At 48.9% G+C, this 14,230-nt stretch carries 15 protein-coding genes; 2 read left to right on the top strand and 13 right to left on the bottom strand.

Annotated elements, in window-relative coordinates; translation table 11 throughout:
- Window positions 1-6: 6 nt before the first annotated feature.
- The 11 genes from AN618_RS05390 to AN618_RS05340 all read right to left on the bottom strand — a co-directional run bounded on the left by AN618_RS05390 (window position 7) and on the right by AN618_RS05340 (window position 10,758).
- Window positions 7-825 (bottom strand): purine-nucleoside phosphorylase, encoded by an 819-nt coding sequence (locus AN618_RS05390; RefSeq protein ID WP_066352963.1) that lies wholly within the window; start codon window positions 823-825, stop codon window positions 7-9.
- Window positions 826-1,032: 207 nt separating this feature from the next.
- Window positions 1,033-2,223, bottom strand: a complete 1,191-nt coding sequence (locus AN618_RS05385; RefSeq protein ID WP_066353000.1) for a phosphopentomutase — start codon at window positions 2,221-2,223, stop codon at window positions 1,033-1,035.
- 17 nt (window positions 2,224-2,240) lie between these two features.
- The gene (locus AN618_RS05380) at window positions 2,241-3,569 is read right to left on the bottom strand and encodes a pyrimidine-nucleoside phosphorylase (RefSeq protein WP_066352961.1); all 1,329 of its coding nucleotides are present in this window, start codon (window positions 3,567-3,569) and stop codon (window positions 2,241-2,243) included.
- A 21-nt stretch (window positions 3,570-3,590) separates the two neighbouring features.
- Window positions 3,591-3,974 (bottom strand): cytidine deaminase, encoded by a 384-nt coding sequence (locus AN618_RS05375; protein ID WP_066352959.1) that lies wholly within the window; start codon window positions 3,972-3,974, stop codon window positions 3,591-3,593.
- Window positions 3,975-3,987: 13 nt separating this feature from the next.
- Window positions 3,988-4,716, bottom strand: coding sequence for a GntR family transcriptional regulator (locus tag AN618_RS05370; RefSeq protein WP_066352958.1), 729 nt, complete (start codon window positions 4,714-4,716; stop codon window positions 3,988-3,990).
- Window position 4,717: 1 nt separating this feature from the next.
- Entirely contained in the window at window positions 4,718-5,632 is a 915-nt protein-coding gene (locus AN618_RS05365) for an ABC transporter permease (RefSeq protein WP_066352957.1), read from the bottom strand.
- Complete coding sequence (locus tag AN618_RS05360) at window positions 5,599-6,747, bottom strand: ABC transporter permease (RefSeq protein WP_066352955.1); 1,149 nt, start codon at window positions 6,745-6,747, stop codon at window positions 5,599-5,601. Before AN618_RS05360 ends, AN618_RS05365 begins: the two co-directional genes overlap by 34 nt.
- Window positions 6,744-8,270: an ABC transporter ATP-binding protein gene (locus AN618_RS05355; protein WP_066352954.1), complete on the bottom strand. Its 1,527-nt coding sequence runs from the start codon at window positions 8,268-8,270 to the stop codon at window positions 6,744-6,746. Before AN618_RS05355 ends, AN618_RS05360 begins: the two co-directional genes overlap by 4 nt.
- Window positions 8,271-8,334: 64 nt before the next feature.
- Window positions 8,335-9,438 carry a BMP family lipoprotein gene (locus AN618_RS05350; RefSeq protein WP_066352953.1) on the bottom strand — a complete coding sequence of 368 codons (1,104 nt, stop codon included), beginning with the start codon at window positions 9,436-9,438 and terminating at the stop codon, window positions 8,335-8,337.
- Between the two features lie 188 nt (window positions 9,439-9,626).
- A complete protein-coding gene (locus AN618_RS05345) occupies window positions 9,627-10,133 on the bottom strand; it encodes a gamma carbonic anhydrase family protein (protein ID WP_066352952.1) in 507 nt (168 codons plus the stop codon).
- 46 nt (window positions 10,134-10,179) lie between these two features.
- The gene (locus AN618_RS05340; RefSeq protein WP_066352949.1) at window positions 10,180-10,758 is read right to left on the bottom strand and encodes a Uma2 family endonuclease; all 579 of its coding nucleotides are present in this window, start codon (window positions 10,756-10,758) and stop codon (window positions 10,180-10,182) included.
- A gap of 100 nt (window positions 10,759-10,858) precedes the next feature.
- Between AN618_RS05340 and AN618_RS05335 the strand changes: the two genes are divergently transcribed.
- Together AN618_RS05335 and AN618_RS05330 are read left to right on the top strand one after the other, a co-directional pair.
- Window positions 10,859-11,206 (top strand): cupin domain-containing protein, encoded by a 348-nt coding sequence (locus AN618_RS05335; RefSeq protein ID WP_066352947.1) that lies wholly within the window; start codon window positions 10,859-10,861, stop codon window positions 11,204-11,206.
- A gap of 12 nt (window positions 11,207-11,218) precedes the next feature.
- A complete protein-coding gene (locus tag AN618_RS05330) occupies window positions 11,219-12,448 on the top strand; it encodes a DUF438 domain-containing protein (RefSeq protein ID WP_066352945.1) in 1,230 nt (409 codons plus the stop codon).
- Between the two features lie 28 nt (window positions 12,449-12,476).
- On the opposite strand, the gene AN618_RS05325 is transcribed toward AN618_RS05330, so the two are convergent.
- Together AN618_RS05325 and AN618_RS05320 are read right to left on the bottom strand one after the other, a co-directional pair.
- A complete protein-coding gene (locus AN618_RS05325; RefSeq protein WP_066352943.1) occupies window positions 12,477-13,325 on the bottom strand; it encodes a DegV family protein in 849 nt (282 codons plus the stop codon).
- Window positions 13,325-14,218 (bottom strand): polysaccharide deacetylase family protein, encoded by an 894-nt coding sequence (locus tag AN618_RS05320; RefSeq protein ID WP_187694885.1) that lies wholly within the window; start codon window positions 14,216-14,218, stop codon window positions 13,325-13,327. Before AN618_RS05320 ends, AN618_RS05325 begins: the two co-directional genes overlap by 1 nt.
- Between the last annotated feature and the right edge of the window lie 12 nt (window positions 14,219-14,230).

Here is a 14,230-nt window from a genome sequence, read left to right as displayed (position 1 = left end):
CGAAAATTATATTTTATCGATAACGCCATAGAGGACTCTTACGAATTTATCCCTTACCTTCTCGGATACTTCAAGGACCTCCCCGTGGGACAGGGGTTTATCCAGGATCCCGGCTGCCATATTGGTGATGCATGAAATCCCCAGGACCCTTATTCTCATCTGCCGGGCTGCGATGACCTCTGGAACAGTAGACATGCCCACCGCATCGGCCCCTATTGTTCGGAGCATCCTTATCTCAGCTGGCGTCTCGTAGGAGGGGCCTTTCATGAAGGCGTACACCCCTTCCTTGTATTCTAGGCCGGCCTCTTTGAACACCAGCCTTGCTTTTTCCCTAAGCTCCGCATCATAGGCGAAAGTCATATCAAAGAACCTGGGCCCTAGTTCGGGGATTTCTTCCCCAGCCGCCGGGTTTTCCCCCGTCATGTTTATATGGTCCTTAATCACCATTAGGTCTCCCGGGCTCAAATTTTCCGATATTCCCCCTGCAGCATTGGTCACTATCAGAACCTTTATGCCCAGAAGCCCCATTACCCTTACACCGAATACCACCTTCTCCACCGGATAACCTTCGTAAAGGTGAAACCTGCCCTGCATCACCGCCACGGTCCTTTCGCTTACCCTGCCGAAGACCAAATTCCCCTTGTGCCCTTTTACCGTAGAGACCGGAAATCCTGGTATTTTGGCATAAGGTATCACCACCCTTTCCTCCAGCCCGTCGGCAAAATCCCCAAGGCCGCTGCCGAGTATAACGCCGATTTCGGGCTGCAACATCACGCGGGATTTTATGTATTCGGCTGACTTTTTGAGTTCACCGTAGTAACTCATAAGTTATTCACCTCCGCTTCTCAAGCCCAGCCAACAGCCAACCAGCCGAGCTCGAACCTGAGCTATTTTCCCTGCTTTTTTCAAGAAGCGCCTATTCCCAGCAGGCGGTATTTAAGCACCTGTTTCCCATATGAAAATCCGATCTATCCCGTTAGCTCAAAACTCCGCCTCCTCAATATTTGACTCAGTATCGGCTATTTCAAAATCTTAAGGTATATAGGAATCAGCAATAATTTTCCCCTTAAAACTCCTTCCGTTGGGGAGCTTTTCGCACCCCAGGAGGTCGGCTACGGTCTGGCCGATATCCGAAAATGTCGAAAGGATGCCTAGATTCACTCCCTTTTTAATCCCGTCTCCGGCAACTAAAACTGGCACGTATTCCCTAGAATGGTCGGTGCTCGGCGTTGTCGGGTCGCAGCCGTGGTCCGCCGTCAGGATGAGCACATCGTCGCTTTTGAGTTTCTCCATAATCTCCGGCAGCCTTCCGTCGAAGTCCTGAAGAGCCCTGGCGTACCCCTGCGGGTCGTTCCTGTGGCCGTAAAGCATGTCATAGTCAACGAGGTTTGCTATGACAAGTCCCCGCTCCATCTCGTCCATGGCCTGGAGCACCTTGTCAACTCCGTCCATGTTCCCTTCGGTGTGGTATTCCTTTGTAATCCCCTGCCCCGCAAATATGTCCCATATCTTCCCCACGGCGAAAACATCCATCCCGGCTTTTTTCACCTTGTCGAGCAGGGTTTCCTGCGGCGGTTTCAGAGAAAAATCCCTGCGGTTGTAGGTCCTCACAAAGTTTCCGGGAGTGCCGACGAAAGGCCTTGCTATGACCCTGGATACCGCATGGTCGCCCTTTAATATTTCCCGGGCAATCATGCACATTTCGTACAGCTTTTCAAGCGGTATAACCTCTTCGTGGGCGGCTATCTGGAAAACCGAGTCGGCGGAAGTGTAAACGATGGGATACCCGGTCTTCATATGCTCCTCGCCGAGCTCGTTTATTATCTGCGTACCGGAAGCCGGCCTGTTACCTAATGTCTTTGTGCCTATCCTCCGTTCGAATTCTTCCATCACTTCGGGAGGAAATCCGTGGGGATAAACGGGGAAGGGTTTTTCCAAGATTATCCCCGCAATTTCCCAGTGGCCTGTGGTGGTGTCCTTTCCGGCGGACCTTTCCGCCGCCTTGCCGTACGAGGCCTCCGGTTCTGCCACTGGCGGCACTCCCTCAATCTCGATTATATTTCCCAGGCCCATTTTTTGCAGATTAGGCAGATCCAGTCCTCCGACAGCTCTTGCCGTATTGGCCAAGGTATTGCTGCCTTCGTCGCCGTATAAGGCAGCGTCGGGAAGCTCTCCGGCTCCGACGCTGTCCAGCACTATAAGTATCGCCCTTTTTACCGCCATCTTCCATCCCCCGCTTTTCAAAACTCCTCCATATTTTCTGCAGTAATCCTCGCCCATATTAGCTTTCTCTTTTCCACCTTTTCAGGAGAAAGCCGGAAAGCTTTCCGCACTTCCTCCAATGCCCATCCGAGCTTTTCTTCATCGTTGGCGTATACCACCGCAAGGGGTTTTCCTCTTTCCACCCGGTCTCCGACTTTGCCACCGAGCCATATCCCCACCGAATGGTCTATTTTGTCGTCCTTTTTCTGGCGGCCGGCGCCGAGTTTCATGGCAGTAAGTCCGAGTCTTAAAGCGTCTATGCTTTCTATCCAGCCTTCCTCTCGGGGCATTACCTCGTGCCGGAATCTAGCCTGGGGAAGCAGCGAATAATCTTCCGCTACTTCCGGGTCGCCTCCCTGCCTTTTTATTATTTCCTTGAACTTTTCAATAGCTTTTCCGCTTTTTATGCTTTCGTTGAGTTTTTCTTTGGCCCTTTCTCTATCGGTTTCAATTCCCGAAAGCACCATCATCTCCGCGCCGAATTCCAGCGAAAGGTTCAAAAGGTCCTCGTGTCCCCGGCCTTTCAAGGTTTCCGCCGCTTCTATGATTTCCAGGGCATTTCCAATGGCCATCCCGAGGGGCTGGTCCATGTCCGTAACGTACGCCACCGTAGGCTTTCCAGCGAGATTCCCTATTTTCACCATGGTCCTTGCAAGTTCCACGGCATCCTCGTATTTTTTCATAAAGGCGCCTTTGCCGAATTTTACATCAAGGATTATCTTATCCGCACCGCCTGCTATTTTCTTGCTCATGATGGAAGATGCAATGAGCGGTATGGAATCCACGGTAGCTGTCACATCCCTGAGGGCATAGAGCTTTTTGTCCGCCGGGACCAGGTCTTTCGACTGACCGCCGATGGCTGCACCCACTTCGTTTACCATCTCAACAAATTCTTCTTTTGAAAATTCAGTCCTGAATCCCGGTATCGACTCCAGCTTATCTATGGTCCCGCCGGTGTGGCCGAGGCCCCGTCCGGAAAGCTTCGCTACTTTTACCCCGACCGACGCGGCAAGGGGAATCAGCACCAGGGTGGTGGTGTCGGCTATCCCGCCGCTGGAGTGCTTATCCACCTTTATTCCTTCTACGGCCGAAAGGTCCACCATTTCCCCGGACCGGGCCATCGAAAGGGTAAGTTCAGTCACTTCCTCCTCGTCCATACCCCTAAAGTACACCGCCATCAAAAAGGCGGCCATCTGATAGTCGGGAATTTCTCCTTTTACGTACCCTTCCACCAGGTAGCGGATTTCTTCTTTTGAAAGTTTTCCTCCGTTTCGCTTTTTTTCAATAAGTTCTGGGACGAAAAACATAGGGGCTCCCTCCCTTCAAAATCAGAGTTTAAAGCCGTACGGCAGGAGTTCCCCTGGGCCTGTGCGCATCACTTTCGAACCATCCCTGTTGGAAAGTATAACGAGAGCGTCGGGCGAAAGTTCCATCATTACCTGACGGCAGGCGCCGCAGGGCGAAACCGGCTCATCCACGTCCGCCGCCACCGCCAGGGCAATTATATCCCTCTTCCCCTCGGAGTACGCCTTAAAGAGCGCCACCCGCTCGGCGCACACAGTAAGCCCAAAGGAAGCGTTTTCTATGTTGCAGCCCGTAAATTCCGTGCCGTCGGAAGTTAAAACGCACGCCCCCACCTTGAATCCGGAATAGGGAGCGTAGGCGTTTTCCATGGCTTTTACAGCCTTTTTTATCAAAAGCTTTTCATCCACCGCAAAAAACCTCCTATTTTCTCCTGCGAACAATGTAAAACCTGAATTTTTCAGGCGAAAAGAAATTGGAGGAATAAAAAATGGGATTGTCATTTTCATCGTAGTGGAGTTGTTCTAAAAGCAGAACCACGGCTGACCTGGATTTCATGTTCAGCTTTTTATGCACGCCGGCCACCTTTGCCTCCACCGGCAGTATGTCCGAGACGGCGTAGGATATATATATGCCGAGGTCTTCCTGGAGGTAATCGAAAAGCGATTCCTTTTCCAGCTTGAACTCTCCTTTTACGAACCTGGCGGGTATCCGGTCTATGCAAAAGAGCACCGGAACTCCGTCGGCGGTCCTGACCCTTTCAACCCTGTAGATTTCTTCTTCCTGGGAAATACCCATCATGGCAGCTTCTTTTTCGCTAGGCCGGACCTTTTTTATGACTACATCGGTGGTACCGGGTTTCATGCCCTGCCTTTCGATGAGCTTGGTTATACTGGCGAGTTCCTCCATCCCGCTTTTTATGAATGGTATTTTGGAAACGAAGGTTCCAACGCCGTGGTACCTTTTTATCAACCCCTCGTCCTCCAGGATGCGGAAGGCTTCCCGGAGGGTTGCCCGGCTTACGCCGAGCGTCCTTGAAAATTCTATTTCGGAGGGAAGTTTTTCGCCTTCCTTCAATTCTCCGTTTAATATCATTTCTTTGATTTTTTTAACGGCAATTTCGTATCTCGTGGGAACACATTTATCCTCCATTTTATTTCAACCCCCTCTCGTAAGGGACTCCGCTCGCCGCAGGGCCGGTGGATTTTTTGACAACACCGGTCAGCACCAGGAGTGTCAATACGTAGGGGATCATTTTTACGAATTGGTATGGTACCACTCCCCCTTCTACCACTCGGAAGCTCAATGCCTCGGAAAAACCGAAAAGCAGTGAGGCCCAAAGCACTCCTTTCGGTTCCCAGTTGCCGAAAATCATGGCTGCCAGTGCGATAAATCCCTGTCCCTGGGTCATCCCCTCCACATACATACCCGTGTGCTCGAGGGCCAAGTACGCACCGGAAAGGCCTGACAGAATGCCGCTCAAAAGCACGCCGGCATATTTCATTTTGAAAACATTAATGCCCAAGGTATCAGCCGCCAGGGGATTTTCCCCCACAGACCGGAGTCTGAGGCCGAACACCGTCCGGTTTATGACAAAACTCGAGATTGGGACTAAAACCAAAGCCAGTATTATAACGGGGGATACGTCAGTAACTAGTGGCTTCAGAAACTCTATGCCGGAAAGCACTGGTATGTTTATCTTGGGGAGGCCTGATACGTGGGGGCTAGTGGTAGCCATATTAAATATGGCCAAGCTCAAGAAACGAGTACTCCCGTACGCCAGTATGTTTATGGCCACACCGCTCACCACCTGGTCTACGCGAAAGGTAACCGTGTTTATCGCGTGAATCAATGCCATGAACATGCCCGCAGCCATCGCAAGGAGCAAGCCGAAATACGGACCGTAATAATACGCTCCAAGAGCGCCCCAGAAGGAACCCACTATCATCATACCTTCCAGGCCTATATTGACCACACCGGATCTTTCTGTAAAAACAGCCCCGAGGGCGGTAAGCAGGATGGGCACCGCCATCCTCAAGCTGGAGGCGAGGAGTTCTCCGAAGAACATACCATCATCTCCTCCTTTTTCTCAAGACGCTTAATGTAATCGTTCATGAGTTTCGCAATCACCACTATAGACATTATCATCAAGGCCTGTAGGATTGATACCATTTCCCTGGGCACGCCCATCAATGTTTGAATCCCTTCGGCACCTCTTTTCAGGAAACCGAAGAGTATTGCAGAAAAGATTATGCCCAAAGGGTGGTTTTGCGCAATTAGCGCTACAGCAATCCCGTCAAACCCATAGTTCCGGGGGAAATCCATATCCATGTATCCGAAATAGCTCAAAAGGTCCGAGAGCCCCACCAGACCGGCCAGGGCCCCACTCAACAAAAAACCAATTACATATACCCGCTCGGGCTCGATCCCCGCCGTTCTAGCCGCCTCCCGGTTCTGCCCCACCGCTCTCAACTCAAAACCGAAAGGAGTATACATTAAAAGATAATATACCAGTGCCGCTGTCAAAATTCCCAGTGGAAAAAGCCAGTTCAGGTACACGTGCCTCGGGAGCTGTAAGCCGAAAAGTCCAAGAAAGCCGTGAAGTTTCGGCATCATGGCCGACGGACTCAGCTTAGGCGTCCTTGCTAAGATGCTGCCTAGCCCCTGTATCAGCTTCTGGGATTTGTCGATAAATACATCGGCAATAAGGTAGTGGATAAGGGAGTAGGAAATGTAGTTCAGCATTATCGTACTTATTACCTCATGAACCCCCCTTTTTACCTTGAGGAAGATCGGTATAAAGGACCACAGCATTCCACCAAGGGCCCCGCACAGAATGACGAGAGGAAGGTGTATGACCGCCGGCAATCCCTTTATGGAAAATCCAGCCAGGGCTGCCAAAAAGGCCCCTATAAGGTACTGGCCTTCTACACCTATGTTAAAAAGCCCCATTCGGAATCCTATGGAAACGGCAAGGCCTGAAAAGATTAGCGGCGTCGCGTTATAAAGCATTATGGCGACACTGTCCAGCCTGCTCAAGCTGAATTTAAACATGGTATAAAAGACCTGCAATGGACTTTTGCCGATGGCGAGAATCACAATAGAGCTCATGAGTGCCGAAAGTACTATTGCCAGAACCGGCGCCAGTACCCTAAGTAAAATTATATAATATCCTTTCTTCATTTTCCTTCACCCGCCTTTACATCTCCCCCCAGCATGTACACTCCTATATCTTCCGAGGTCACTTCTTCTGGCCTGAACTCCGCCGTTATCTTGCCGTTGTACATTACGCCCACCCTGTCGGCGATAGATAGCACCTCTTCCAGATCGGCGGAAATGAGTAGGATTGCCCTGCCCTTTTTGCGCATTTTCAAAAGCTCCCTATGCACGAATTCGGCAGCCCCTACGTCAAGCCCCCTGGTGGGCTGAGAAGCTACTATTACCTTCGGTTCCCGAGAAAGTTCCCGACCTAGTATAACCTTCTGCTGATTGCCGCCGGACAGACCTTCAATAGGCTGCTCGATGGAACTCAGCCTGACCCCATATTCTTCGACCTTATTTTTGGTAAACCTCCGAATAGCTTTAAGATTCAGGGATTTTCCTTTCAAAAATTCCTTCTTAGTGTGGTACCCCAGTATCATATTTTCCCACACCTTCATCGGCAACACGAGACCTTGCCGGTGTCTATCTTCGGGAATGAAGGCAACCCCCAGATCCCTTATCTCCTTTATTGAAAGCCCGGTAATATCCCTTCCACATGCCTTTATCCTTCCAGATGAAGCTTCCCGCAAACCGATTATTGCCTCAGCCAGCTCTTTCTGGCCGTTCCCTTCAATGCCGGCTATACCGTAAATTTCCCCACCCCGAATTTCCAGAGAAACGCCGTTTACCACAGGTTTTCCTGAGCTTTCTTTCACAACCAGATCCTTTATAGAAAGGAGCACATCGCCTGCATTGACCGGTTCTTTATCCAACTTCATCATGACAGGCTTGCCTACCATCATCCGCGCTAGGTCTTCCTTGGTCACCCGAGACGGCAGAACGGTGCCCTCTACCCGGCCGCGCCTCAAGACGGTTATGCGGTCGGCGATTTCTAGCACTTCATCCAGTTTATGGCTGATGAAAATAATAGTTTTCCCCTCACTCTTCAATCTCCGCAGGTTGTTAAAAAGTTCTTTCACTTCCTGGGGTGCCAGCACCGCTGTGGGTTCATCCAGCACGAGAATGTCAGCGCCTCTATAAAGAACCTTCAATATTTCAACCCTTTGCGCCTGGCCCACCGATATTTCTTCCACCCGGGCATCCAGATTCAGGGAAAAATTATAAAGGGATAGCAGTTCTTCTACCGCCTTGCGACATTTTTTTTCATCCAGGGCAATTCCCAGCCTCTTCTCGGCGCCTAAGATTATGTTTTCTAGCACCGTAAAACGATCGACCAGCATAAAATGCTGATGGACCATGCCTATCTTGAGCTCTATCGCCCGGCCGGGAGAAGTTATCCTCTCTTTTTTCCCGAAAATGTAAATCTCACCTTCATCGGGCTGGTAGATCCCGGCAAGGATTTTCATAAGAGTGCTCTTCCCCGCACCGTTTTCGCCCACAATGGCATGAATTTCTCCTTTTTCAACTTCCAGATCTATCCTGTCATTAGCCACAATTCCCGGAAAGCGCTTGGTTATTCCCCTCAAAACAACAGCCTTATCCAACGTAACACCTCCGTTCGGGGATTGCAAAGAGGGGGTGACACGGTCAATGCCACCCCCGCGGCTATTATTTAAAGTTACTCTTCAGAAATTCATTGTACTCAGTTTTGTCTACCGGCACCTTGATTTCACCTTTTATTATTTTCTCCTTTATTTCCTCCAATTTGGGCTTAATGTCGGCTATGAGCTCTTTGTTGTAATCATTCTCCGCATAGCCTACACCATCCTCAGCAAGGCCAAACACCTTGTACCCGCCCTTGAAGTTACCTTCCACCATAGACTTGATGGTCTCATATACTGCTACGTCAACCCTCTTAAGCATGCTGGTAAGTATATACGGTCTTTGCTCTTCAGTGGCACTCAGAGACTGGTCGGAATCTACCCCTATAGCAAATTTCTTCTCGGCTGCAGCAGCTTCTATAACGCCCACACCCGAAGCTCCCGATGCATGGTATACCACGTCGGCGCCTTTCTTAAACTGATTGAGGGCCAACTCCTTGCCTTTCACCGGATCTTTAAAAGCGTCTCCTGTAGTTCCTATGTAATCGGAATAAATTTCAATATTCGGATTGACGTACTTGGCACCTGCCATGTAGCCCACTTCAAACCTCTCAATAAGAGGCGACTTCATGCCGCCCACAAACCCGATCTTGCCGGTTTTGGACTTCATCGCCGCTGCGGCTCCTACAAGGAAGGATCCCTCATGCTCTTTAAAGAGTAGGCACGCCACGTTGGAATTCTCGTCAAGGCCGTCAATCGCGCCGTCGATAAGGGCGAATTTTACATCCGGAAATTCCTGGGACACTTTCTGGATGTGTTCTGTAAAAAGAAATCCCACGCCGAAGATCAGGTCAAAGCCGTTTTCCGCAAGGAGCCTCAGGAGCTGCTCCCGGTCCTGACCGCCCGCCGAGGGCTCCCTGTATTCCACTTCGATCTTGTCGGCAAAGTCCTTTGCCGCCCTTTCCAGCCCGGCGTAGGCACTGTCGTTGAAGGAAAGGTCTCCGCGTCCGCCCACATCAAAGACGAGCCCGACCTTCAGTTTCTCTTCACCGGACGGTTGTTGCCCCTGCTGGTTTTGTTGCTGCTGGCCTTTATTACCGGAGCAACCCGCCAGTACGGCCGCCATAAGCACCAGCACAAGGGCTATTGCTAAAATCTTTCGGCCGTTCATTAAAACCCCTCCCAAAAGGAATTGTATAGTTTGACGTTCGATAAAACCTTTGTATTTTTAACCTATCAAGCCCCCTTCACTTTCATGATGTCTGACATCTGACCATTGATATTTTATAATTTTCTGTACAGTTTGTCAAGTGAAAATAAAAAAGGCCGGCTTGTGCCGGTCCAAGAAACCATAAACGACTAACTTTCCATATAGTTTTTTGCAAGCCTTACGTACTCTTCGGCGTTCTTTTTTATGGCTTCTAACTGTTCTTTAGTAAGCTCTCTAATAACCTTCGCCGGAACCCCTAAAGCAAGACAGTTAGGCGGAATCTCCTTCCCCTCGGGCACCAAAGAGCCGGCACCCACCAGTGCCCCTTCGCCTATTACCGCACCGTCGAGTACTATGGCTCCCATGCCTATTAGGGCGTTGTCCTTGACCGTGCAGCCGTGCAAAACGGCGCTGTGGCCCACGGTTACGTTATCCCCTACCGTGACCGGATGCGTTTCCGTGACGTGGATTACTGTGCCATCCTGAATATTGGAATTTGCCCCTATCTTTATGCCGTTTATGTCCCCCCTTATGACAGCCCTGTGCCACACGCTTGAATTCTCTCCGATAGTAACGTCCCCAATGACATCGGCGGTCGGAGCAATAAAACAGCTTTTGTGGATGTTGGGTTTTTTACCTTTGAATTCCTGAATCAACTTCGAAAATCCCCTTTCCCGCTAAGATTTTATTAAAAATTAATTGCTATTCCTCAAATATCTCTCTTAAATTCACAAAAAATCCTTCTAAAACTTTAGACTCAATTACATCTCCATCCGAGTGAATTTCCGGTGCTTCATATTCCTTCCTCTCGTTGAGCCTGTAAATCATTGCGGTCTTATTTTCGGGATTAACTATCCAGTATTCCTTCACACCGTGCCTTTCATACAAATTAAGCTTCTTTATGTAATCCATCGATGCGGATGAACTCGATACTATTTCCACTATCAAGTCAGGGGGCCCCTTACATCCTCTTTTATCCAGCTTGGATTCGTCACATACTACAAGGATATCGGGCTGCACTACGGTTTTTACATCCTCGTCTTTCTCATCTCCTTCGGGCAGCCTTACATCGAAAGGTGCACTGAATACTTCGCACTGCTTGCCTTCAAGGAAAAGATCAAACCTCACCAACAACTTTCTAAGTACTCTTTGATGTTGTACAGATGGCGAAGGACTCATGTCGTAAGCAATACCCTCTATCAATTGCCATCTTCCATCATCGGTCCAGGATAAATAATCCTTGTAAGTATATTTGTCTTTCTTTGTGCTTTCGGATTTCATAAAAACACCTCTTAAATGTGATTAACGTCATACATATTTTATCACAAAATGATAAAATATAGAAAAGCACAACATTAGAAATTTTTTTGGGGGTGATTCTATGGAGAAAACCGGAAAATTTATCAGGAACATACCTCACTCGGAAATTTGCAACATAGTTGACCTAGTAGAATACAGAGAAGGCAGGGTGGAAAGCCGAACCCTTGCACAGGGAAAAAACTTGAGCGTAACGATTTTCTCTTTTGACAAAGGCGAAGAAATCAGCGCCCATTCCTCGCCGGGAGATGCGTTAGTTCAGATTCTAGACGGAGAAGCGGAAATAACTATAGGCCAGGAAAAATTTCGTCTAAAAGCCGGCCAGATGATAGTGATGCCCGCAGGTATCCCTCACGCCCTTTATGCGGTGGAAAGATTCAAGATGCTCCTCGTCGTGGTATTCCAGCCTTAAGGAGGTTTTATTATGTCAGAACTCATCCAGAATCGAGAGTTCAGGATGAAAGCGCTCAAAGAACTCATCATGGACCTTCACCGGGGAAAGAGCGTGGACGAGGTAAAGCAAAGGTTCAGGGAAATCATAAAGGACGTCTCCGCCGAAGAAGTGTCCGCCATGGAACAGGCCCTCATCCAGGAGGGTATGCCCGTGGAAGAGGTCCAGAGGCTCTGCGACGTCCATGCTGCCATATTTAAGGAAGCATTGGAGCAAAAGCCCGAACCTAAAGCCATCCCAGGCCACCCGCTCAATACCTTCTTTAAAGAAAACCGGGCCATAGAGGAATTGATAGAAAAGGAGATAAATCCGCTTCTCGAAGAGCTAAAAAATTCTCAGCCTGACGCAGAGAAAAATACAGCACTGAAGCTTTTGGAAAAGGTGAACCTTCTTTTTGACGTGGAAAAACATTACAAGAGAAAAGAGGAACTCCTTTTCCCCTATCTTGAAAAATACGGCATATACGGACCTTCCAAGGTAATGTGGGGCGTTGATGACGAAATAAGGGAAGACCTCAGACGGCTGAGGGACATGCTGTATAATTACAGTTCCGGGGCTAAAGGTCAAGTGGTGGAGAAAACAATGGAGCTTGCCACTAAAATCAAGGAAATGATATTCAAAGAGGAAAAGATCCTCCTCCCCACCGCCGAGCAGAAACTCACCGAAGACGAATGGTATCAAATTTACAAATCCGAAGATGAAATAGGCTACTGCCTGGTGGAACCCGAGGCTGAGTGGAAGCCTGCAAGGGTAGACCTGGAAAAAGCGGGAGAAGCCATCGCCGATGATACCACCAAGGGATTCATAAAATTCCCCACCGGAATGCTTACTCCGAAGGAAATCGAATTAATCTTCAACCACCTTCCCGTGGACATTACTTTTGTGGACAAGAACGACACCGTAAGATATTTTTCCGCAACAAAAGACAGAATATTTACTAGGCCCAAAACCGTCATCGGCAGAAAAGTTCAAAACTGCCATCCGCCGGCAAGTTACCCCGTCGTCGAAAAAATCCTGAAAAACTTCAAAGAAGGCAAAAAAGACGTAGAGGAATTCTGGATAAATTTGAAGGGCAAATTAATTTACATCCGGTATTTTGCCGTGAGGGACGAAGAAAAAAATTACGTTGGAACTCTCGAAGTAACCCAAGAAATAGGACGCATAAAGGAGCTTCAGGGCGAAAAAAGGCTTTTGGAGGAATAAAAATCCGCCCCTTATGGGGGCGGATTTTTTACGCCCTTTCGAAAAACAGGGCCAGCGTCCCCGGCCCCGCGTGGGCCCCTATCACGGGCCCGATCCAGGAAATCACGACATCTTTGGGATTAAATCTTTGCCTTATCTCCCTTTCGAGTTCCCTTGCCCCTTCTTCGTCGTCGGCGTGGCTTATCCCCACTACCTGGTCTTCCAGGTTTTTAGCTCTTTCCCCCATTATATCCAGCATCCTCTTTAGAGCGTTTCTTTTCCCCCTCACTTTTTCAAGGGGCTCGATACCCCCGTCTACAAAATGTAAGACCGGTTTTATGTTCAAAAGTCCTCCGACGAAGGCCTGGGCGGTAGAAAGCCTGCCTCCTCTCTTGAGGTGTTCAAGGGAATCCACCGTAAATATGTGTTCCAACCGGTGGGCATAAGATTCGGCAGCCTTTGCAATCTCTTCTGGTGGATGACCTTCGATGGCCATCCTGGCCGCCTTCATTACAACCAATCCAAGACCGAGGCTGGCGCACTTTGAATCAATGACTATCACTTTATCAGGTTCCGGCATGTTGCTTTTAGCCACCAGTGCAGCTTCGTAGCTTTTCGTGAGTTTCGAAGAAAGGCCTATAACTATGGGAGTCTTGCCTTGTTCCAAACATTCCTTAAAGCAGTCCATGAACCTTGCCGCATTTACCTGGGAAGTGGTGGGCAATATCTTACCCTTTCGCATTAAATCGTAAAACTCCTTGATGTCAAGATGGGAAATATCCTTCTTTGGGTCGTCCTTCAACGCCACCGGCATTTCAAGAACTTTAACCGGCAGGTCTTTTAAAGCCCCTTCCGGAAAATCGCAGGAACTGTCGGTTATTATCACGCTGCTTGCCATTATTTTCCTCCTTTCTTCCAAAAATTAGTTCTGTTTACCCTCTTAAGTCCGTCTATCCCGTCCCTTATAGTCCCAAATTCGTAACCTTCACCCTTCAGATACTCTATTATCCATGGCAGTATTTCCAGGGTGCTCCTTTTGGAATCCAGGTCGTGCATCAAAAGCACCACCGGGTTTTTCCCTTTCGTCGTCCGCCGGACAGCTTCCATCATCTGTGCTTTAGAAAGAGGAGGCTTTAAAGCATCGCCTGCAGAAGCGTTCCAGTCTATATAGACGTAACCCTCTTTTTTAAGCCGCTCGGCGATTTTTTCCATTATATCCTTTCCGCCAAACCTCCTGCTAACCAGGTTGTCGGAACCGCCGGGAAAGCGGATTATTTTGGGCCTCACGCCCGTTGCCTCGTAAATCATTTCCTCCTGCTTTTTAAGGTCCGCCATGAAGTTTTCCACCGAAGAATAGATTATCTCGTATCGGTGGCTGTAGGTATGGTTCCCCAGGGCATGACCTTCTTCGTGAATCATCCTCAGCATTTGTTCAAAATTCTTTTTTTTCCATCCGTTCACAAAAAAGGTGGCCTTAACGTTGTACTGCCTTAGTATTTCCAGTATCTCCGGAGTATTAGAACTGGGCCCGTCATCAAAGGTAAGATATGCCACCTTTCCTTTTTTGACCCCACCTACTGGGGATACTTTCTTTCCGAGAAGTCTCTTTGCCAGCAGATTATTTAATTCTCCCGTGTAATCTCCGTTTCCCCGATATAAATTTTCGCCACCGGGCACAACTTCCCCTCCGCCGGGTTCGGAACCGTACACTTCTTTCTCCACTTGAGAAAGATGTCCGTTGGTATAAAAAGCCAATGCGGTGCCGAATACCAGGCCGAAAATCGCCGTCAAAACAAATAACAA

It is taken from the genome of Fervidicola ferrireducens (assembly GCF_001562425.1).
Classification (GTDB): domain Bacteria; phylum Bacillota; class Thermosediminibacteria; order Thermosediminibacterales; family Thermosediminibacteraceae; genus Fervidicola; species Fervidicola ferrireducens.
Note: the sequence above shows the minus strand (reverse complement) of the source record. Positions and strands in the feature narration are given on the sequence as shown.